Annotated in this window: 15 protein-coding genes; 7 read left to right on the forward strand and 8 right to left on the reverse strand. The window is 72.3% G+C overall.

The genetic code is table 11. From position 1 onward, the window contains the following. Nucleotides 1–51: 51 nt before the first annotated feature. The 5 genes from ACFLFB_RS11385 (at nt 52) to ACFLFB_RS11405 (ending at nt 7,161) form a co-directional block, all read left to right on the forward strand. Nucleotides 52–2,499: a DNA topoisomerase (ATP-hydrolyzing) subunit A gene (locus ACFLFB_RS11385; protein WP_392542291.1), complete on the forward strand. Its 2,448-nt coding sequence runs from the start codon at nt 52–54 to the stop codon at nt 2,497–2,499. A gap of 162 nt (nt 2,500–2,661) precedes the next feature. Further along, nucleotides 2,662–4,038, forward strand: a complete 1,377-nt coding sequence (locus tag ACFLFB_RS11390) for an ABC transporter substrate-binding protein (RefSeq protein WP_392542292.1) — start codon at nt 2,662–2,664, stop codon at nt 4,036–4,038. Nucleotides 4,039–4,139: 101 nt separating this feature from the next. Then, the gene (locus ACFLFB_RS11395; RefSeq protein ID WP_392542293.1) at nt 4,140–5,159 is read left to right on the forward strand and encodes a carbohydrate ABC transporter permease; all 1,020 of its coding nucleotides are present in this window, start codon (nt 4,140–4,142) and stop codon (nt 5,157–5,159) included. A gap of 3 nt (nt 5,160–5,162) precedes the next feature. Then, nucleotides 5,163–6,116, forward strand: coding sequence for a carbohydrate ABC transporter permease (locus ACFLFB_RS11400; RefSeq protein WP_392542294.1), 954 nt, complete (start codon nt 5,163–5,165; stop codon nt 6,114–6,116). Nucleotides 6,117–6,162: 46 nt separating this feature from the next. Further along, nucleotides 6,163–7,161, forward strand: a complete 999-nt coding sequence (locus ACFLFB_RS11405; protein ID WP_392542295.1) for a LacI family DNA-binding transcriptional regulator — start codon at nt 6,163–6,165, stop codon at nt 7,159–7,161. Nucleotides 7,162–7,189: 28 nt separating this feature from the next. Here the strand turns inward: ACFLFB_RS11405 and ACFLFB_RS11410 are convergent, their stop codons facing one another. Both ACFLFB_RS11410 and ACFLFB_RS11415 read right to left on the reverse strand, forming a co-directional pair. Continuing rightward, complete coding sequence (locus ACFLFB_RS11410; protein ID WP_392542296.1) at nt 7,190–8,638, reverse strand: APC family permease; 1,449 nt, start codon at nt 8,636–8,638, stop codon at nt 7,190–7,192. Nucleotides 8,639–8,747: 109 nt separating this feature from the next. Next, nucleotides 8,748–10,874: a type IIA DNA topoisomerase subunit B gene (locus ACFLFB_RS11415; RefSeq protein WP_392542297.1), complete on the reverse strand. Its 2,127-nt coding sequence runs from the start codon at nt 10,872–10,874 to the stop codon at nt 8,748–8,750. A gap of 292 nt (nt 10,875–11,166) precedes the next feature. Here ACFLFB_RS11415 and ACFLFB_RS11420 point away from each other — a divergent pair, with 292 nt between their 5' ends. Beyond that, nucleotides 11,167–11,385, forward strand: a complete 219-nt coding sequence (locus ACFLFB_RS11420; protein ID WP_392542298.1) for a hypothetical protein — start codon at nt 11,167–11,169, stop codon at nt 11,383–11,385. Nucleotides 11,386–11,387: 2 nt separating this feature from the next. Beyond that, on the forward strand, nt 11,388–11,882 hold the full coding sequence (locus ACFLFB_RS11425) for a DUF456 domain-containing protein (protein WP_392542299.1): 495 nt from the start codon (nt 11,388–11,390) through the stop codon (nt 11,880–11,882). Nucleotides 11,883–11,957: 75 nt separating this feature from the next. On the opposite strand, the gene ACFLFB_RS11430 is transcribed toward ACFLFB_RS11425, so the two are convergent. The 6 genes from ACFLFB_RS11430 to ACFLFB_RS11455 all read right to left on the reverse strand — a co-directional run bounded on the left by ACFLFB_RS11430 (nt 11,958) and on the right by ACFLFB_RS11455 (nt 19,197). Beyond that, nucleotides 11,958–12,353 carry a DUF3040 domain-containing protein gene (locus tag ACFLFB_RS11430; RefSeq protein ID WP_392542300.1) on the reverse strand — a complete coding sequence of 132 codons (396 nt, stop codon included), beginning with the start codon at nt 12,351–12,353 and terminating at the stop codon, nt 11,958–11,960. Nucleotides 12,354–12,414: 61 nt separating this feature from the next. After that, nucleotides 12,415–13,671 (reverse strand): DNA polymerase IV, encoded by a 1,257-nt coding sequence (gene dinB, locus ACFLFB_RS11435; protein ID WP_392542301.1) that lies wholly within the window; start codon nt 13,669–13,671, stop codon nt 12,415–12,417. An 18-nt stretch (nt 13,672–13,689) separates the two neighbouring features. Further along, on the reverse strand, nt 13,690–14,478 hold the full coding sequence (locus ACFLFB_RS11440) for a class I SAM-dependent methyltransferase (RefSeq protein ID WP_392542302.1): 789 nt from the start codon (nt 14,476–14,478) through the stop codon (nt 13,690–13,692). Nucleotides 14,479–14,520: 42 nt separating this feature from the next. Next, on the reverse strand, nt 14,521–18,402 hold the full coding sequence (locus ACFLFB_RS11445; RefSeq protein WP_392542303.1) for a DNA polymerase III subunit alpha: 3,882 nt from the start codon (nt 18,400–18,402) through the stop codon (nt 14,521–14,523). Nucleotides 18,403–18,422: 20 nt separating this feature from the next. Further along, complete coding sequence (locus tag ACFLFB_RS11450; RefSeq protein WP_392542304.1) at nt 18,423–18,845, reverse strand: SAV_6107 family HEPN domain-containing protein; 423 nt, start codon at nt 18,843–18,845, stop codon at nt 18,423–18,425. A 13-nt stretch (nt 18,846–18,858) separates the two neighbouring features. Then, on the reverse strand, nt 18,859–19,197 hold the full coding sequence (locus ACFLFB_RS11455) for a DUF6504 family protein (RefSeq protein WP_392542305.1): 339 nt from the start codon (nt 19,195–19,197) through the stop codon (nt 18,859–18,861). Nucleotides 19,198–19,387: the final 190 nt, after the last annotated feature.

Below are 19,387 nucleotides of genomic sequence, written 5' to 3' on the forward strand. Positions count from 1 at the left end.
CCGTCGTGGTGCCGCCACGACCCTGACCCACCCGGAGCGAAGCCCCACCCCATGGCCAAGCGCAGCAGCAGCAGCACGCCTCCCCCCGAGGACCTCGTCGAGAAGGTCGTCGACATCGACGTCGAGGACGAGATGCGCTCGGCCTTCCTCGAGTACTCCTACAGCGTCATCTACTCGCGGGCCCTGCCCGACGCGCGCGACGGCCTCAAGCCCGTGCAGCGCCGCATCCTGTTCGGGATGAGCGAGCTGGGCCTGCGCCCCGACCGCCCGCACGTGAAGTCCAGCCGCGTGGTCGGCGAGGTCATGGGCAAGTACCACCCGCACGGCGACCAGGCCATCTACGACGCCCTGGTCCGCATGGCGCAGCCGTTCACGATGCGCCTGCCGCTCGTCGACGGCCACGGCAACTTCGGCTCGCTCGACGACGGCCCGGCCGCCTCGCGGTACACCGAGGCCCGGATGGCGCCGGCCGCCCTCCTCATGGTCTCCGGGCTCGACGAGGACACGGTCGACGACGTCCCGAACTACGACGACTCGCTGATGCAGCCCGGCGTGATGCCGGCGGCGTACCCCAACCTGCTCGTCAACGGCGCCAGCGGCATCGCCGTCGGCATGGCCACGAACATGGCCCCGCACAACCTCGTCGAGGTCATCGGGGCGGCGCGCCACCTCATCACCCACCCCGACTGCTCCCTCGACGACCTGATGAAGTTCGTCCCCGGCCCTGACCTGCCCGGCGGCGGCCGGATCATCGGGCTCGACGGCATCCGCGACGCCTACCTCACCGGCCGCGGCACCTTCCGCACCCGCGCGACCGCCCGCGTCGAGAAGCTGACCCCGCGGCGGATGGGCATCACCGTCACCGAGCTGCCCTACCTCGTCGGCCCGGAGAAGGTCATCGAGCGGGTCAAGACGCTCGTGCAGTCCAAGAAGCTCCAGGGCATCAGCGACGTCAAGGACCTCACCGACCGCAAGAACGGCATGCGCCTGGTCTTCGAGGTCAAGAACGGGTTCAACCCCGATGCCGTCCTCGAGCAGCTCTACAAGCTGACCCCGATGGAGGACTCGTTCGGCATCAACGCCGTGGCGCTCGTCGACGGGCAGCCGCGCACGCTGGGCCTGAAGGAGCTGCTGCGCACCTACGTCGACTTCCGCATCGGGGTCGTGCGCCGCCGCACCGAGCACCGCCTGGCCAAGCGCAAGGACCGCCTGCACCTCGTCGAGGGACTGCTCGTCGCGATCCTCGACATCGACGAGGTCATCCAGCTGATCCGCACCAGCGACGACGCTGCGACCGCGCGGGCCCGGCTCATCTCGGTCTTCGACCTCTCCGAGGCCCAGGCCGAGTACATCCTCGAGCTCCAGCTGCGCCGCCTCACCAAGTTCTCGCTCATCGAGCTCGAGGCCGAGCGCGACGAGCTGCAGCGCCAGATCGAGGCCCTCGAGGCGATCCTCGCCGACGAGAAGGTGCTGCGGAAGCTCGTCTCCGACGAGCTCGCCGACGTCGCCAAGGCCCACGGCACCCCCCGCCGCACCGTGCTGCTCGAGTCGGCCGGCACGCCGGCCACGTCGGTCACCCCGCTCGAGGTCGCGGACGACCCGTGCTGGGTCCTGCTCTCCTCCACCGGACTGCTGGCCCGCACCTCCGACGCCGAACCGGTGCCCGCCGAGGGCGGCCGGGCCAAGCACGACGCCGTCGTCGGTGCCGTGAAGACCACGGCGAGAGGCGAGTTCGGGCTGGTCACCTCGTTCGGCCGGGTCGTGCGGATGTCGGTGCTCGAGCTCCCGACGCTGCCGCCCCTGGGTGGCGCTCCCAGCCTGTCGGGCGGGGCGCCCCTGGCCGTGTACGTCGACCTCCCCTCCGGCGAGGAGCCGCTCACCATCGTGCCGCTCGACCCCGACGGACCCGGCGTGGCGCTGGGCACCGCCCAGGGCGTGGTCAAGCGGGTCATCACCGACTACCCGGCGCGCGCCGACTGGGAGGCCATCTCCCTCAAGGACGGCGACCGCGTCGTCGGGGCCGTCGCGCTGCGCGACGGTGCCGAGGACCTCGTCTTCGTCACGAGCGACGCGCAGCTGCTCCGGTTCCCGGCCTCGTCGGTGCGTCCGCAGGGCCGGACGGCCGGTGGCATGGCCGGCGTGCGGCTGGCGGCCGGGGTCTCCGTGGCCTTCTTCGGGGCCGTCGACCCCGCCGCCGAGAACGTCGTCGTCACCTCCGCAGGTGCGTCCGACGCCCTGCCCGGCACCCAGCCCGGGTCGATGAAGGTGACCCCGTACAGCGAGTACCCCGCGAAGGGTCGTGGCACGGGCGGCGTTCGGGCGCACCGGTTCCTGCGCGGCGAGGACGCCCTCGTCCTCGCCTGGGTCGGGGCCCTCCCGGCCCGCGCCTCGGGCTCGAACGGGGTCCCGCTCGACCTCCCCGAGGCCACCGGACGACGCGACGGGTCGGGGACGCCCTTCCCCGCGGTCGTCGCCGGGGTCGGCTCCCCCGTGCGCTGACCGACCGGCTCGCCCCGCGGGAGTTCCCGCGTTACGGAATCGTTACGCCCTCGTGGCGTGGGACCGTTGCGCTGCTGCGTAAACGCTTTTACCTTTGGTCCCGGTTCCCCTCATCGCCGAGGCCCACCCGCCTCGGCGCGACCAGTGAAATGGAGGCGGGCTATGGCCCTCAGTTCTAAGCGGCGCTTCGCGGCGCTGACCGGAGTGGTCGCGGTGGCTCTCACCGCGACTGCCTGTGGAGGCAGCAGCGAGGACGGTGGCAGCGATGGCACCTCTAGCGGCAGCACCAGCACGATCGACTGCGCTCCCTACAAGACGTTCGGTGACCTGAAGGGGAAGACGGTCACCGTCTACACCTCGATCACCGCGCCGGAAGACGGACCGCACCAGGCGTCGTACAAGCCCTTCGAGGCCTGCACCGGCGTCACCATCAAGTACGAAGGCTCGAAGGAGTTCGAGGCCCAGCTGCCGGTGCGCGTCAAGGGCGGCAACGCCCCCGACATCGCGTACCTGCCGCAGCCCGGTCTGCTCAAGACCATGGTCGAGACCGGCAAGGTGAAGCCGGCTCCGGCCGAGGTCACCGCCAACGTCGACAAGAACATGCCCGACTTCAAGGAGTACGGCACCGTCGACGGGACGTTCTACGCCGCCCCGCTCGGCGCCAACGTCAAGTCCTTCGTCTGGTACTCCCCGCAGGCGTTCAAGGACAAGGGCTACGAGATCCCCAAGACGTGGGACGCCCTCCTCGCCCTGTCCGACAAGATCGTCGCCGACAACCCCGGTGACGACGTCAAGCCCTGGTGTGCCGGCATCGAGTCCGGTGACGCCACCGGCTGGACCGCCACCGACTGGGTCGAGGACGTCATGCTCCGCACCGCGGGCGCCGAGACGTACGACAAGTGGGTCAAGCACGAGATCCCGTTCAACGACCCCGCGGTCGCCACGGCTCTCGCCGAGGTCGGCAAGATCCTCAAGAACCCCAAGTACGTCAACGGTGGCTACGGCGACGTGAAGACGATCGCCTCGACCTCGTTCCAGGACGGCGGCCAGCCGATCCTCGAGGGGTCGTGCTACATGCACCGCCAGGCCTCGTTCTACGCGGCCAACTGGCCCGAGGGCACCAAGGTCGCCGAGGACGGCGACGTCTGGGCCTTCTACCTGCCGGCCAAGACCGAGGCCGACCACCCGGTCCTCGGTGGTGGCGAGTTCGTCGCCGCGTTCACCGACCGCCCGGAGGTCAAGGCGTTCCAGACCTACCTCGCCTCGGTCGAGTGGGCCAACGAGCGCGCCAAGACCTGCGGCTCCGGCGGCTGTGTCACGGCGAACAAGAACGCCGACCCGGCGCTGCTGACCAACCCGGTCGACAAGCTCTCGGCCGTGCAGCTCACCGACAAGGGCGCCACGTTCCGCTTCGACGCCTCGGACCTCATGCCCGGCGCCGTCGGCTCGGGCACGTTCTGGAAGGGCATGACCAACTGGATCACCGGTCAGGACGACAAGGCCACTCTCGACTTCATCGAGAACTCGTGGCCGAAGTGACCCTGACCTGACCCCAGGTCAACCCGAGCCGGGGTGGGGCGGATGCCCTCCGCCCCACCCCGGCTCTCCCTCTTCGTGAACTCCTACCGGAGGTGGCGTCAATGGCGACGAGCGTCCTGGGTGCGGTCGGGTCGGGGATCATCCCCGAGCCCTTCCTGCGCGCCCAAAGCATCGGCGGCAAGTTCTTCCTCATGTTCTTCGCGGTCGCGTTCTTCGCGCTCGTGTTCGGTCTCGTCCTGTTCCTCGCCTCCCTGTTCAAGGGACGCAAGGGTGAGCAGGCCCAGGGTGCGCTCTTCGCGGCCCCGGCGATCCTGCTCCTCGCGGTCGGCCTGATGTACCCCGCGATCCTCACCATCATCCAGTCGCTGCGCGGCAAGTCCGGCGAGGGCGGCTTCTCGCTCGAGAACTACGGGGCGATGTTCACCCAGCCCGAGCTCCTCATCGTGCTGCGCAACACGGCCCTGTGGGTCATCCTCGTGCCGTTCCTCGCCACCGCGATCGGCCTGCTCTACGCGATCCTCATCGACCGGGCCAGGGGCGAGGCGTTCGCCAAGGCGCTGATCTTCCTCCCCATGGCCATCTCCATGGTCGGCGCGGGCATCATCTGGAAGTTCGTCTACCAGTACAAGCAGACCTCGCGCCCCCAGATCGGCCTGCTCAACGGCATCCTCAAGGCCCTCGGGATGGACACCCAGCAGTTCCTGCTGGACTCCCCGCTCAACACGGTGATGCTCATCTTCGTCATGGTCTGGATCCAGGCCGGCTTCGCGATGACGGTGCTGTCGGCCGCCATCAAGGCCATCCCCGACGAGATCATCGAGGCCGCCAAGCTCGACGGCGTCCAGGGATTCAAGATGTTCCGCTTCATCACCCTGCCGAGCATCCGCGCCGCGCTCGTCGTCGTCCTCACCACGATCGGCATCGGCACGCTCAAGGTGTTCGACATCGTCCGCACCATGACCGCGGGGCAGTTCGACACCTCGGTCGTCGCCAACGAGTTCTACAACCAGAGCTTCCGCTACAACGCGCCCGGCCTGGGCGCCGCGCTCGCGGTGCTGCTGTTCGTCCTCGTCATCCCGATCGTCGTCTACAACATCATCCAGATGCGCAAGGAGGCCTGAGCCGTGAGCACCCTCCAGCCAGCAGCCACGCCGGAGTCCGTCTCCGCCGAGGCCAGCACCGAGCTCCCCGGCCCGCGCAAGCGGGGCAAGTCCAAGGCGGGCGACGCGGCACGGTCGGTCTCCTCGCCGTGGGCCTCCGTCGTCGCGATCATCATCGCGGTGCTGTGGACCACGCCGACCCTCGGCCTGCTCGTCACGTCGTTCCGCAAGCAACGCGACATCAACACCAGCGGGTGGTGGACCGCGCTCAGCGACCCGGGCGCCTTCACCCTCGACAACTACCGCCAGGCACTGGCACCGGGCAGCTCCGCAGGCCTGGGCCAGTACTTCATCAACACGGTCGTCATCACGGTCCCGGCCGTGCTGCTGCCGATCTTCCTGGCCTCGCTGGCCGCCTACGCGTTCGCGTGGATGCCCTTCCCCGGGCGTGACGCGCTGTTCGTGGCGGTCTTCGCCCTGCAGATCGTCCCGCTGCAGGTCGCCCTCATCCCCCTGCTCGACATCTACGTCAACAAGCTGGGCTTCGGGGCGTCGTACTGGTCGGTGTGGTTGTCGCACACCATCTTCGCGTTGCCACTCGCGACGTTCCTCATCCACAACTTCATGCGCGAGCTCCCGGGCGAGCTCATGGAGGCGGCCCGCGTCGACGGTGCGGGGCACGTGACGATCTTCTTCAAGATCCTCCTGCCGCTCCTCACCCCCGCGCTCGCCGCGTTCGGGATCTTCCAGTTCCTGTGGGTGTGGAACGACCTGCTCGTCTCGCTGGTCTTCCTCGGTGGAACGCCCGACGTCGCGCCCATCACGGTCCGCGTCGCCGAGCTGTCCGGTTCCCGAGGCAGTGCCTGGTACCTGCTGTCCGCCGGTGCGTTCATCTCGATGGTCGTCCCGGTCGCGGTGTTCCTCGCCCTCCAGCGGTTCTTCGTCCGCGGCCTGCTGGCCGGCGGGCTCAAGGGCTGATCCGCAGGTCCTCACGAAGGAGTGACGCATCAGCACCATCACCGATGTGGCGCGGGTGGCCGGGGTGTCGGTCGCCACGGTCTCCCGCGCCCTTCGGGGTCTTGACCGGGTCTCCCCCGAGACCCGTGAACGGGTGCTGAAGGTCGCGCAGGAGCTCGACTACGTCGCCTCCCCCACGGCCACCTCCCTGGCCTCCGGGCGCACCCGCGTCGTCGCGGTGGTCGCCCCGTTCCTCACCCGCTGGTTCTTCGCCACGCTCGTCAGCGCCATCGAGAAGACGCTGCGCGCCCGCGAGCACCACGTCATCCTCTTCGACCTCGAGGACGACACGTTCGACCAGCGCCTCCCCCTGTCCCAGAACATGCTCTGGAAGCGGGTCGACGGCGTCATCACCCTCAACGTCCCGATGTCCACCGAGGAGGTCGACCTCGTCGACCGCCTGCGGCTGCCCCTGGTCGCCATCGGCTCCCCCGTACCCGGCCGGGCCTGCGTGCGCATCGACGACGCCGCCACCATGCGCACGGCCGTCGAGCACCTCGCGGGACTGGGGCACACCCGCATCGGCTACATCGGTGCGGTGCCCCAGAACGCGGCGCACATCCAGACCCCGCAGGACCGCCTCGAGGGCTTCCGCGACGCCGTGGGCGAGCGCGGGCTGGTCTGCGAGGAGAGCTGGATCCTCGGCTCCGACTGGACCGCCGAGGCCGCGGCCCGCGACAGCATCGCGCTCCTCTCCGACCCCGACCGGCCCACCGCCATCGTCGCGGCGTCCGACGAGATGGCCATCGGGGTGCGCGAGAGCGCCCGACGCCTGGGCCTGCGCGTCCCCGAGGACCTCTCCATCGTCGGCGTCGACGACTTCGTGCTCTCGGCCGTGCTCGGCCTCACCACGGTCCGCCAGGACGTCGCGGGCCAGGGTCACCGGGCCGCCGAGCTGCTGCTCGAGGCCCTGCTCGAGGGCGACCTCGCCACCGACGAGGTCGTCATGCCCATCGAGCTGATCGTGCGAGAGTCCACCGGCCCGGTGCCGGTCCGCGTCCCCTGACGCCGACGCGGCACCGAGCCGGCCGGGCTCAGTTCTTCGTGGCGTCCTCGCTCGCCAGCTCCTCCGGGTCGCGCAGGTAGGTCTTCTTGCCGCGCAGGGCCCGGTTGGCGATCCAGGTGAGCGCCCACAGCAGGACGCCGATGCCGAGCAGGTACCCGGCGATCGTGTACTGGATGGGGTCGCGCCCGGTGACCGGCAGGGTGAAGAAGAAGCAGACGACCGCACCGACCACGGGGAGCACCGTGGGGGTGGTGAAGTGCTTGCGGTCGATCGGGTCGCGCCGCAGCACGAGCACCGCGATGTTGACGATGGTGAACACGCCGAGCAGCAGCAGGGCGGTGGTGCCGCCGAGCGCCGGCACGACGTCGCTGTCGCTCGTGCTGACGAAGTAGATCAGGCCGAACGCGATGGTCGTGGTGAAGATGATGGCGACCCACGGCGTCTGGCGGCCCCGGTGGACGCGCCCCAGGACCGGCGGCAGGACGTCCTGGCGGGCCATGCCGTAGATGAGCCGGCTGGCCATGAGCATGTTGATCAGCGCCGAGTTGGCCACGGCGAACATCGCGATGAAGGGCATGACGCTGTCGACCGGGAAGTCGGGCAGGCCCGCCGAGACGACCTTGGTCAGGGGCGTGTCGCCCTCACCGAGCTCGCCGACCGGCACCAAGGCGACCGAGAAGACGGCGACGAGCACGTAGATGACGCCGGTGATGCCGATGCCGGTGAGCATCATCTTGGGGAAGATCCGCACCGGGTCCTGGGTCTCCTCGGCCATGTTCACCGCGTCCTCGAACCCGACCATCGCGAAGAAGGCCAGCGAGGTCGCTGCGGTGATGGCGAGGAAGACGCTCTTGTCTCCCGAGGTGTCGAACACCGTGACGCGGGAGAAGTCGGCCTTGCCGCCCGAGGCGGCGTACACGCCCACGAGGATGACGAGGAGCAGGCCGGAGAGCTCGACCGTCGTCAGCACGACGTTGGCCCTGACGCTCTCGCCGACGCCGCGGAAGTTCACCGCGGCCACGAGCAGCATGAAGGCCAGCGCGATGACGAGCACGAGGGTGCTGTTGTCGCTGTCGAGCCCGAAGCCGTCGGCGAGGTTGGCGGCGAACGCGTTGGAGGCCGTGGACGCCGAGGTGATGCCCGAGCACATCACGGTGAACGCCACGAGGAACGTCACGAAGTGGATGCCGAACGCCTTGTGCGTGTACAGCGCCGCACCGGCGGCCTTGGGGTACTTCGTCACGAGCTCGAGGTAGCTGAACGCCGTGACGAGGGCGATGGCGAAGGCGACGATGAACGGCACCCAGGCCGCTCCCCCGACCTCGCTCGCGACCTTGCCGGTCAGGGAGTAGACCCCCGTGCCGAGGATGTCCCCGACGATGAACAGCAGCAGCAGCTTGGGTCCGATGACCCGCTTGAGCTCGGTCTTCTCCTCCCCTGCGACGGGGTGGTGACCCTGGTCGACCGTCGTACTCATCTGGCCCTCCTCGTCGGCGCGTCGGCGCCCGGGTGGACGTCGACGTCGGCCTCACTCTGGTCGAACGACGGGCCGGTCGGCAACACGAGGCGCGGCGCGCCGCCGCAGGTCAGGCGTCGATGCGCTCGCGGTCCAGGGCGTGGGCGGAGTCGATGATGAAGTCCTTGCGCGGGCCGACGTCGCCGCCCATGAGCAGCTCGAAGACCTTGGTGGCGGCGTCGACGTGCTCGGCCGTGACCTTGCGCAGGGTGCGGAAGTGCGGGTCCATCGTCGTCTCGGCCAGCTGGTCGGCATCCATCTCGCCCAGGCCCTTGTAGCGCTGCAGCGGCTTGGTCTTCCTGCCCCGCTTGGTGAGGTTCGCCATGGTGCGGCGCATCTCGGCCTCGGAGTAGGTGTAGATGACCTCGTTGGCCTTGGAGCCGGGGTTGATGACCTCGATGCGGTGCAGCGGCGGCACGGCGGCGTAGACCCGCCCGGCCTCGACGAGCGGGCGCATGTACCGGAAGAACAGGGTGAGCAGCAGGGTGCGGATGTGGGCGCCGTCGACGTCGGCGTCGGTCATGATGATGACCTTCCCGTACCGCGCCGCCTCGAGGTCGAAGGTGCGCCCGGACCCCGCCCCGATGACCTGGATGATCGCGGCGCACTCGGCGTTGCCGAGCATGTCGGTGACCGAGGCCTTCTGGACGTTGAGGATCTTGCCGCGGATCGGCAGCAGTGCCTGGTGGTCGCTGCTGCGGGCCAGCTTGGCGGTGCCGAGCGCGCTGTCGCCCTCGACGATGAACAGCTCGGTGCGCTCGACGTCGGTGCTGCGGCAGTCGGCGAGCTTGGCCGGCAGCGACGAGGACTCGAGCGCGGTCTTGCGGCGCTGGGTCTCCTTGTGCAGCCGCGCGCTGATGCGCGACTTCATCTCGGCGGTGACCTTCTCGAGCAGCAGGGCCGCGTGCTGCTTCTCGGGGCGTTTGGTGGAGGTCAGCCGCGCGGTGAGCTCCTTCTCGACGACCTTGGCCACGATGGCGCGCACCGCGTTGGTGCCGAGCACCTCCTTGGTCTGGCCCTCGAACTGCGGCTCGGCCAGGCGCACCGTGACCACCGCGGTGAGGCCGGCGAGGGCGTCGTCCTTCTCCAGCTTGTCGGAGCCCACCTTGAGGCGGCGGGCGTTGACCTCGAGCTGCTTGCGCAGCACCTTGAGCAGCGCCTGCTCGAAGCCGGCGAGGTGGGTGCCGCCCTTGGGGGTGGAGATGATGTTGACGAAGGACTGCACCTTGGTGTCGTACCCGGTGCCCCAGCGCACGGCGATGTCGACGCCGCACTCGCGCTCGACCTCGGTGGGGGTCATGTGTCCCTTGCCGTCGAGGACCGGCACGGTCTCGGTGAACGAGCCGCTGCCCTGCAGGCGCCACACGCCGGTGACCTCGGGGTCGGGGGCGAGGAACTCGGTGAACTCGGAGATGCCGCCGTCGTGGAGGAACACCTCCTCCACGGGCTCCTCGCCGCGCTCGTCGCGCACGACGATGGTGAGCCCAGGGACGAGGAACGAGGTCTGGCGGGCCCGCGACAGCAGGCCGTCGAGGTCGAAGCCGGCGTCCTTGAGGAAGATCTGCCCGTCGGACCAGTACCGCACCCGGGTGCCCGTGACGCCGCGACGGGTGCTGCCGATGACCTCCAGGACGCTGTTCTCGACGTACGGCGTGAACGCGTGCTCGGGGTCCTTGCGGCCCTTGGCGCCCGCGACGTCGGAGAAGGTGCCGGGCTCGCCGCGCCGGAAGCTCATGGCGTAGGTCTTGCCGCCGCGGTCGACCTCGACGTCGAGGCGCGAGGACAGCGCATTGACCACGGAGGCGCCGACGCCGTGCAGGCCGCCCGAGGCGGTGTACGAGCCGCCGCCGAACTTCCCACCCGCGTGCAGCCGCGTGTAGACGAGCTCGACACCGGTGAGGCCGGTGCGCGGCTCGATGTCGACGGGCACGCCGCGGCCGTTGTCGCGGACCTCCACCGAGCCGTCGTGGTGCAGGGTGACGGCCACGTGGTCGCAGTGCCCGCCCAGGGCCTCGTCGACCGCGTTGTCGATGATCTCCCACAGGCAGTGCATGAGCCCGCGCGAGTCGGTGGACCCGATGTACATGCCGGGACGCTTGCGCACGGCCTCCAGCCCCTCGAGGACCTGGAGGTGGTGGGCGGTGTACTCGGACGCGGACTTGCTCGTCGCGGTCTTCTTCGCAGCGGTCGCAGTCACGTCACGCAGGGTAGCCGCCGCCTCCGACGCCCCCGCGCAGGCGCACCGCCGTGGCCGACGGCGACCCGCTCCGGGGGCCGCCGGAGCGGGGATCGGCCGACCAGCGCCGGGGTGTCGGCCGGGTGGCGGGCGGGGATCGACCGCTTGGTCACGATCCGGACATGAGCGACCTTCGTGGACACCACCTGCACGGCGGGAAGAGACCGGCGTGGTTGACTGTTGCAACGTCTCCGATCCGGACGGGTCGGGGGCACCGAACCACCGTCATACCGAGCGAGCCGAGGAGGCCGACGTGAACGCCGCACTGGCACCCACCATGACCGCCGCGGACCGTTGCGACCGTTGTGGAGCGCAGGCCTACGTCCGCGCCACCCTGCACGGTGGCGGCGAGCTGCTCTTCTGCGCGCACCACGGGCGCGAGCACACCCCCGCACTGGCGGGAGTCGCAGACATCCACGACGAGAGCGAGCGTCTGCTCGAGCCCACCTCGGTGGGCGACACCACCGCCTGAGGGTGGACGGGCTCACCGACGACGTCCGGCTGGTCGTCCCGCCGCTCCTCGTCGTCGTCGGGCTCCTCGGGATCGTCGTCCCGGTCCTGCCGGGCCTGCTCATGGTCCTCGGCGGCGTCCTGCTCTGGGCTGCCCTCACCGGAACCCCGCTCGCGTGGGGCATCTTCGTCGCGGCCCTGGTCGTGGCGGTCGCCGGCTACGCGCTGCAGTACCTGCTGCCGGGCCGGCGGATGAAGGAGCGCGGCGTGGGGTCCTCGACCCTGCTGCTGGCCGTGCTCGCGGGGATCGTCGGCTTCTTCGTCATCCCCGTCGTCGGCGCGTTCGTCTTCTTCGTCGCGGCGATCTTCCTCGTCGAGAGCGGGCGCACCCGCGACCGCGCGATGGCCTGGACCCGCACCAAGCACGCCATGCTCGCCGTGGCCCAGAGCGTGGGCATCGAGCTCGTGGCCGGGCTGCTCATCGCCGGCCTCTACGTCGTGGGTCTCGTCCTCACCTGACCCCTGAGCACGTCGAAGGGCCCCGTCCGGGATGCGGACGGGGCCCTTTCGTCATCGGGCCGGGCCCGGTGCTCGTCACCAGTTGTTCTGGCGGCGCTCCCAGCGCTCGTCGAGCTTGTCCATGAACGACTTCTGGCCACCCTTGCGGCGGGCGGCGCCCTTGGGTGCCGGGCCGGCGGTGCCGTCGGGGCGCACGACGCCGAGCTGGGCGCGGCGCGGCGGGGTGGCGGCGAAGACCGCGGCCGCGACCATCACGGCGAAGCCGATGGCACCCACCCACATCGTCGTGTTGACCCCCACGAGAACCAGACCCAGGCCCGCGACCACGCCGATCCCGCCGATCACCCAGCGCCGTCGTTGCACGGACGCCAAGGTGCTGCCCTGCATCTGCGAGGCGAACTTCGGGTCCTCGGCAGCGAGCGCGTGCTCCATCTGCTCGAGCATCTTCTGCTCGTGGTCTGAGAGCGGCACGGAACCTCCCGCGGTCGGCCCGGGACCGTCCGGCGGACGGCCCCACGTTGTCCCTGAACCCTCAGGATAAATCCCCACGTCGCCGTGCGGAAGCGGATGCGTCACGTTCGACCAGACTGGCTGGTCGAACGGCTCCCGAACCGAAGCGTGAACGGGCCCGGTCGACCGCCCGGTCGGCGTCTCGCCACCCGTGCTCGGGCTCACCGATGACCCCCTGGATGGGCGCCTCGGCGACGTCGACGAGGCCGGTCATCCGCACCCCGACGAGGCGGATCCGTGCTCGCTGCAGGCCCAGGGCGTCGAAGAGGGACACCGCGGCGGTGTGGATGGCGCGCCCGCTGTCGGTGGGTTCGCGCAGCGTCCTGGCCCGGGTGATGGTCGTGAAGTCGCTGAACCTCACCTTGAGGGTCACGGTCTTGCCCGTGAGACCGGCCGCGCGCATCCGGGCCGCCGTGCGCTCGCTGAGGCCGAGGAGGCGGCGGTGGATCTCGGTCGCGTCGTCGATGTCGGCGTCGAAGGTCTGGTCGCTGCCGACGCTCTTCTCCTTGACCTCGCGCTCGACGCCGCGCGGGTCGCGGCCCCACGACAGCTCGTGGAGGTGACGGCCGCTGGCCTCCCCCAGCCCGCGCACGAGGGTGTCGACGGGGGTGTGGGCGATGTCGGCGACCGTGCGCAGGCCCAGGCGCAGCAGCGCCTCCTCGGTGCGCTCGCCGACGCCCCACAGGGCCCCGACCGGCAGCTGCTGGACGAACGGGACGACCTCGTCGCGCGGGACGACGACCATGCCGTCGGGCTTGGCCAGGCCCGAGGCGAGCTTGGCGACGAACTTCGAGGGGGCGACGCCGACCGAGCACGTGATGCCCTGCTCGTCGTGGACGGTGTCCCGGATCTGCTGGCCGATGGTGGCGGGGCTGCCGAGGCGCCGCACCGCGCCGGAGACGTCGAGGAACGCCTCGTCGAGGGAGAGCGGCTCGACGACGGGGGTGACCGAGTGGAACACCTCCATCACCGCGGCGGAGATCGTGGAGTACAGGCCGGGCTCGGGGGGCAGGACCGTGGCCTGCGGGCACAGCCGGCGGGCCCGTGCCATCGGCATGGCGCTGGTGACCCCGAACCGGCGGGCCTCGTAGGTGGCCGACAGCACGACACCGCGGTTGCCGCCACCGATGATGACGGGGGTGCCGACGAGCTCGGGGTGCGCCAGGAGGCTGGCGGACGCGTAGAAGGCGTCCATGTCGACGTGCAGGACGGTGCAGCCGGTGTCGTCGGGCGGCTCGCTGGACGCCCGGTCGGGGAGGGCGAACTGGCGGCGGCTCATCGGTGGACCCCGGCGGGCTCAGTCGCGGGTGGCGAGGACGTGCCGGACGCTGCCGAGCGCGCCGAGGAGGGCGGCGTGGGTGGGGTGGGTGCTCGCGACGGCCTCGAGGGAGAGCAGCGCGGTGCGGTCGGCCTCGGAGTCGACGAGGGCCGAGGGGACGAGGTCGCTGAAGATCCGCACGCCGTGGCTGTCGACCGGGGTGAGGCCGTGGGCGGCGAGGAGCTCGAGGACGCCGGACTCGTCGAAGCGGCGGGGTGCGGGGTCGTCGTCGCCCCAGCGGCCGTCGGGGCGCTCGAGGATGGCCTGGGCGCGGGCGAACTGCCCGGCGAGGGCGCGGGCGAGGGCCGCCGGGAGGCGCTGCGCGACGACGAGGCTGAAGGTGCCCCCGGGTGCGAGGACGGCCGCGAGGTTGGCGACGGCGGTGGCGGGGTCGTCGACGACCTCGAGGGTGCCGTGGAGGCAGACGAGGTCGTAGGACGCGCGCTCGCCGTCGGGGCCGGGCTGGGCCACGGTGTCGGTGTCGCCCTGGACGGGGTGGACCCGCGCGGAGGTGCCGGTCTCGGCGGCGCGGCGGCGCAGCGAGGCGAGGGCGTCGGGGCTGGGGTCGACGACGGTGACGTCATGGCCCGCGGCGGCGAGCGGCACGGCCGTGCCCCCGGTGCCGCCGCCGACGTCGAGGACGCGCAGCGGGCGCCCGAGCTCGGCGCTGCGGCGCTCGGCGAGGGCGTCGAGGGCGGCCTGGACCGCGACGGTGCGCAGGCCCGGCTGGGCGGGCGCCCGGCGGGTTCGGGCGCGGTCGTCGGCCACGGATCTGCTCCTCGGTGGGTGGGCTGGGGGGTCGTGACCACCCTAGTGTCCGGAGCTGCCGGGGCTCGCGTGCCACAGCTTGCGCGAGGGCAGGGCGGGCGCCTGCGCCGCCGCGGGGAGCTCGGGCACGCCCCGCCCGGACCGCGGGTCGGCGCCGGGGGGACGGATGTCGGCGTACGGCGACTGCTTGAACCCCGAGGCGTGGACGAGGACGCGGCGCCCGGTGCGCGCGTCGTTGGCGCGGGCGGCCTCCTCGGCGGCCTCGGCGCGGGCCCGGGCGTCGGACTCCCCCGCCGTGACCGCCGCCCGCACGGCCGGCAGCCCCCCGAGCTGCCAGGAGTCCCAGAGCGCCGCGAGCTCCCAGGCGCCGGTGGCGCGGATCGAGACACCGCGGTCGCCGGTGCGGCGCAGCACCCCGCGGACGAGGAGCAGCCACGAGTGGAAGACGACCCCCGCGTAGGGGCCCTGGACGTCCTCGAAGAAGGTGCAGTCGGAGGGCCCGGTGCCGTCGTCGAGGGTGAGGAAGACGACGCGCCGCCCCGAGCGCACCGGTGGCGTCTGGGTGGCGACCTTCACTCCGGCGACCCACACCTCGCTGCGGCTGCGGCTGCCGAGGAGGTCGCGGCTGCGGGTGACGCCGAGCGCCCGCAGCAGCGGGGCGTAGAACTCGACGACGTGGGCCGAGACGTCGAGGCCGAGGACGTCGAGCTCGGCGCGGACCCGCTCGGGGCCGGTCATCTCGGGCAGCCCGGCCCCCGCGACGAGGCGCGGCCGGTCGCCGAGGTCGAGGGTCAGCTGGGTGGGCTGCCGGTCGGCGGGGACCACGGCCCGGGCCGCCTGCGACTGGGCCGCGGCGCGGTGGCGGACGTCGAGGCCCGCGGCCTCGAGCTCGCGCGGCTGGCTGACCGGGATGGCGCGCCGCCGGCTCGAGCGCGACGGGCCGGCGCCCGAGCGCTCCCACCGCTCGAGCTCGGCGACGTGGAGCAGCAGGTCGCGGCGGGTGACCCGGCCGCGCCGACCGAGCCCGGTGCCGCCCATCCCGTGGAGGGAGTCGAAGGCGCCGGCGAGGACGAGCCGCTCGACGACCGGGCGGCTGACCCGGGCGCGGGCCCAGAAGTCACCGAGGTCGGTGTAGGGCCGGCCCGCGACGACCCGGGCGACCTCGGCCTCGCTGATCCCCTTGACGTCGGCGAGCGAGAGCCGGATGCCGAAGGGCTGGCGGGACCGCCGCCACGCGGGGAGCACGGCGTCGGCGCGGTCGGAGGCGGCGTCCTCGGCGTCGTCGGCGACGGACCGGGTGGGCGGGTCGATGTCGTCGGGGACGGGCGCGGCCTCGTCGACCCGCTCGACCCGGTAGGTGTCGTCGCAGGCGTTGACGTCGAGCCCGAGGACGGGGATGCCGAAGGAGCGGGCGTCATCGAGGATGAGCCGCTTCGGGTACATGCCGGGGTCGTGGGTGAGGACCCCGGCGAGGAAGGCCGCCGGGTGGTGGGTCTTCAGCCACGCCGAGTGGAAGGTGGGCAGGGCGAAGGCGGCGGCGTGCGCCTTGCAGAAGCCGAAGCTCGCGAAGGACTTCAGGACCTCCCAGATGCGGTCGCGCTCGACGGGGGTGTAGCCGCGGGCCGTGGCGGCCGGGCGCCACCACGCCTCGACCTCCTCCTGGCCCTTCGGGGTGCCCATGCTGCGGCGCACCTCGTCGGCCTGGGCGAGGGTGACCCCGGTGGTCTCGGCGACGATGAGCAGCACCTGCTCGTGGAAGACGACGACGCCCTCGGTCTCCTCGAGGGCCGGGACGAGGCTCGGGTGGAGGTAGCGCTTCTCGCGCCAGCCGTGCCGGCTCTCGAGGAACGGGGTGATCATGTCGGACTTGACCGGCCCGGGCCGGAAGAGCGAGATGTCGACGATGAGGTCGTCGAAGCGGCTCGGCCCGAGCTTGCCGACGAGCTCGCGCTGGCCGGGGCTCTCGATCTGGAACATCCCCAGGGTGCGGGTGGTGCGGATCAGCTCGTAGGTGGCCTCGTCGTCGTGGGCGACCTGGCCCTCGTCGTCGAGGTCGACCCGCTCCCCCGTGACCCGCGCGACCTCGGCGACGGCGTGCGCCATCGCCGACTGCATCCGGATGCCGAGGACGTCGAGCTTGAGGAAGCCCAGGGTCTCGACGTCGTCCTTGTCGAACTGGGTCATCGGGAAGCCGAGCCAGCTCGCCTCGACGGGGGTGCGGTCGAGGAGCCCGGCGTTGGACAGCACGACCCCGCACGGGTGGAGGGCGATGTGGCGGGGCAGGCCGTCGAGGCCCTCGACGAGGTCGAAGAAGGTGGCCAGGCGGGGGCTGTCGAGGCCGCGGCTGCGCAGCTCGGGGAGGTCGGCGATGGCGTGGCGGGCGTCGCGGGCGCGGATGTGGGGAAACGCCTTGGCGATCTCGTCGACCTCGGTGGGCGGCATCCCGAGCGCCGCGCCGACGTCGCGCACGGCGTGGCGCACCTTGTAGGTGTCCATCATCGACACGCAGGTGACCCGCTCGGCACCGAAGCGCTGGAGCACCGCCTCGTAGATCTCGGTGCGGCGGGCCGACTCGACGTCGACGTCGATGTCGGGGAGCTCGGCGCGCAGCGGGGAGCAGAACCGCTCCATCAGCAGGCGGTGCCGGACGGGGTCGACGCCGCTGATGCCGAGGAGGTGGTTGACCAGGCTGCCGGCGCCCGAGCCGCGGGCGGCGACCCGCACGCCGCGCGCGCGGATGAGGTCGGTCACCTCGGCGACGGTGAGGAAGTACGTGGGGTAGCCGAGCGCCCGGACGACCTCGAGCTCGTCGTCGAGGCGCTGCTCGACGACGCGCAGGCCGGCCTCGTCGATGCCGGGGTACCGGCGCCCGACGGCGTCGCGGCAGCGCTGCGTGAGCACCTGCATCGGGTCCGTGCCGGGTTCGATGCCGAGGACCTCGGCCTCGGGGAGGTGGACCGCGCCGATGCCGAGGTCGTGCCGGTTGTCCTGGGTGCACTCGTCGGCGACGAGGGAGGTCATCGCGAGGAGCCGGTCGGCGCGGGAGCGGTCGCCGGCGGTGACCTCGAGCGCGGCCGCGTGCATCGTGGCGGTGTCGGCGAGGTGCCCGGCGTCGGTGACGCGGTCGAGGTGGCGGGAGTCGAGGACGACGAGCCGGCGGGCGGCGTCGAGGACGTCGACGGTGCGGACCTGCTCGGGGGTGGCGTGCCGGACCGCCGCGCTGAGGACCGCCGGGAGGCCCGACTCGTCGGCGAGGCCGAGGATCCGGGCCGCGTGCGAGCGGCACCCCGGGGTGCCCTCCGGACCGCCGTGGAGGACGACCTCGAGGGCGAGGCCGTCGCGCGGGAGGAGGGTGCGCCATCCGTCCAGGAGGTGGCGGGCGCGCTCCTTCCGGCCGGCGAGCAGGGCCCGGCCGACGTCGGAGTCGGGGCCGAGGAGGACGAGCAGCCGGCTGGCGGCGCCCTCTCCCCCGCCCTCGGGGTGGGACCAGTGGGCGAGGAGCTCGGGGGTGGTGACGGGGACGCCGCGCTCACCGCGCAGGTGGGTGGCGGTGGTGAGGCGGCACAGCGCCGCCCAGCCGACGCCGGCCGCGGTGCCGGCGAGGCGACCCCGGGCCAGGACGGTGACGCGCGGGTGGCGCGGGTCGACCACGGCGCCGCCGCGCACCGGGCTGCGCACCCGGGGCGGTGGGGTGCCGGGGGCCCGCAGCGGCTCGACGGCGAGGTCGACCCCGAGGACCGGCGCCACCCCGGCGCGGGCGCAGGCCGTGGCGAAGCGGACCGCACCGTAGAGGCCGTCGCGGTCGGTGAGGGCGAGGGCGTGCTGGCCGTGGGCGGCGGCGCGCTCGACGAGATCGCCCGGCATCGAGGCGCCGAAGCGCATCGAGAACCCCGAGGCGACGTGGAGGTGGGCGAAGCCGGACACGGTGTGGCGCTCCCCCGCCCTCAGGCCGAGCGGACGGGGACGAGCCGGTGCGGCGCCGAGGTCGTGGGCACCCCGAGGCGCCGGGCCGCGAGGTCGAGGAAGGTCTCGGCGTCGCGCAGGAGGTCGTCGGCCTCGCGGGCCCCGACCCGCGCGGTGCCGGCCTCGACCTGGCCCTGGCGCTCGGTGGCGGCGGCGAACCGCTGCGCCCACTCGACGAGCTCGGGGGCGACCCCGACGACGAGCGACCACACGTCGTGCGGGCCCTCCCCGGGCAGGCGGGGGCCGCGACGGGTGGACCCGGCCGCGACGAGGGCGGCGCCGGCGCGCAGGGCGGCGAGCGCGGCGGCACCGTGGCGGGCGGAGGCGGCCGGAGCGGCACAGGCGCCGGCGAGCGCCTCACGGGAGCGGTCGAGGAGGTCGAGCGTGGTCGTGGCGTGGCTCATGGATGGGTTCTCCTCAGTCGTGGGCTCGTAGGAGGAGCCAGTGGTCGTCGTCGCGGCCGAGGTCGAAGACCCCGACGTCGCCGGAGGGTGGGCAGGCCTCGACCCGCCAGACGCGGCGCTGCGGGTTGGGCGGGCCGGACGGGTCGTCGCCGACCTCGCGCCACCAGGCCCGGCGCTCCTGCCACGAGGCGAGGACGGCGCACACGGTGTAGCGGCGGCCGCGCCACACGAAGTCGCGCGGGCCGTCCTCCACCGCGGGCACCACGGCACCGGGAGCAGCACCACGGGAGGTCGTGGCACCGTGGGGGCGTGCGCCGCGGACGGCGACGGGGTCGTGGTGACGACGGGACACGCGCACCTCCTTCGGGCATGACGGCATCGCCGGCCGACCCCGTGGGTGGGGTCGTCGGTGCGGCGGGACCGGCGGTCGATGTCGAACATCTGTTCGACTTCCTCCACTGTAACCCCGGCCCCCGACAGGACGTCAAGCCGTTCGGGCGCGCCGTCCACGACACGCCGACCCACCCCCTCGGGCGCCCACC

Source organism: Oryzobacter telluris, from assembly GCF_043099285.1.
GTDB lineage: Bacteria > Actinomycetota > Actinomycetes > Actinomycetales > Dermatophilaceae > Oryzobacter > Oryzobacter telluris.

Excerpts from the sequence above, each read along its gene's own strand:
- dinB (WP_392542301.1), bottom strand. The coding sequence starts at position 13,671 with ATGAGCCGCCGCCAGTTCGCCCTCCCCGACCGGGCGTCCAGCGAGCCG.
- ACFLFB_RS11390 (WP_392542292.1), top strand. The coding sequence starts at position 2,662 with ATGGCCCTCAGTTCTAAGCGGCGCTTCGCGGCGCTGACCGGAGTGGTC.
- ACFLFB_RS11395 (WP_392542293.1), top strand. The coding sequence starts at position 4,140 with ATGGCGACGAGCGTCCTGGGTGCGGTCGGGTCGGGGATCATCCCCGAG.
- ACFLFB_RS11450 (WP_392542304.1), bottom strand. The coding sequence starts at position 18,845 with ATGAGCCACGCCACGACCACGCTCGACCTCCTCGACCGCTCCCGTGAG.
- ACFLFB_RS11385 (WP_392542291.1), top strand. The coding sequence starts at position 52 with ATGGCCAAGCGCAGCAGCAGCAGCACGCCTCCCCCCGAGGACCTCGTC.
- ACFLFB_RS11410 (WP_392542296.1), bottom strand. The coding sequence starts at position 8,638 with ATGAGTACGACGGTCGACCAGGGTCACCACCCCGTCGCAGGGGAGGAG.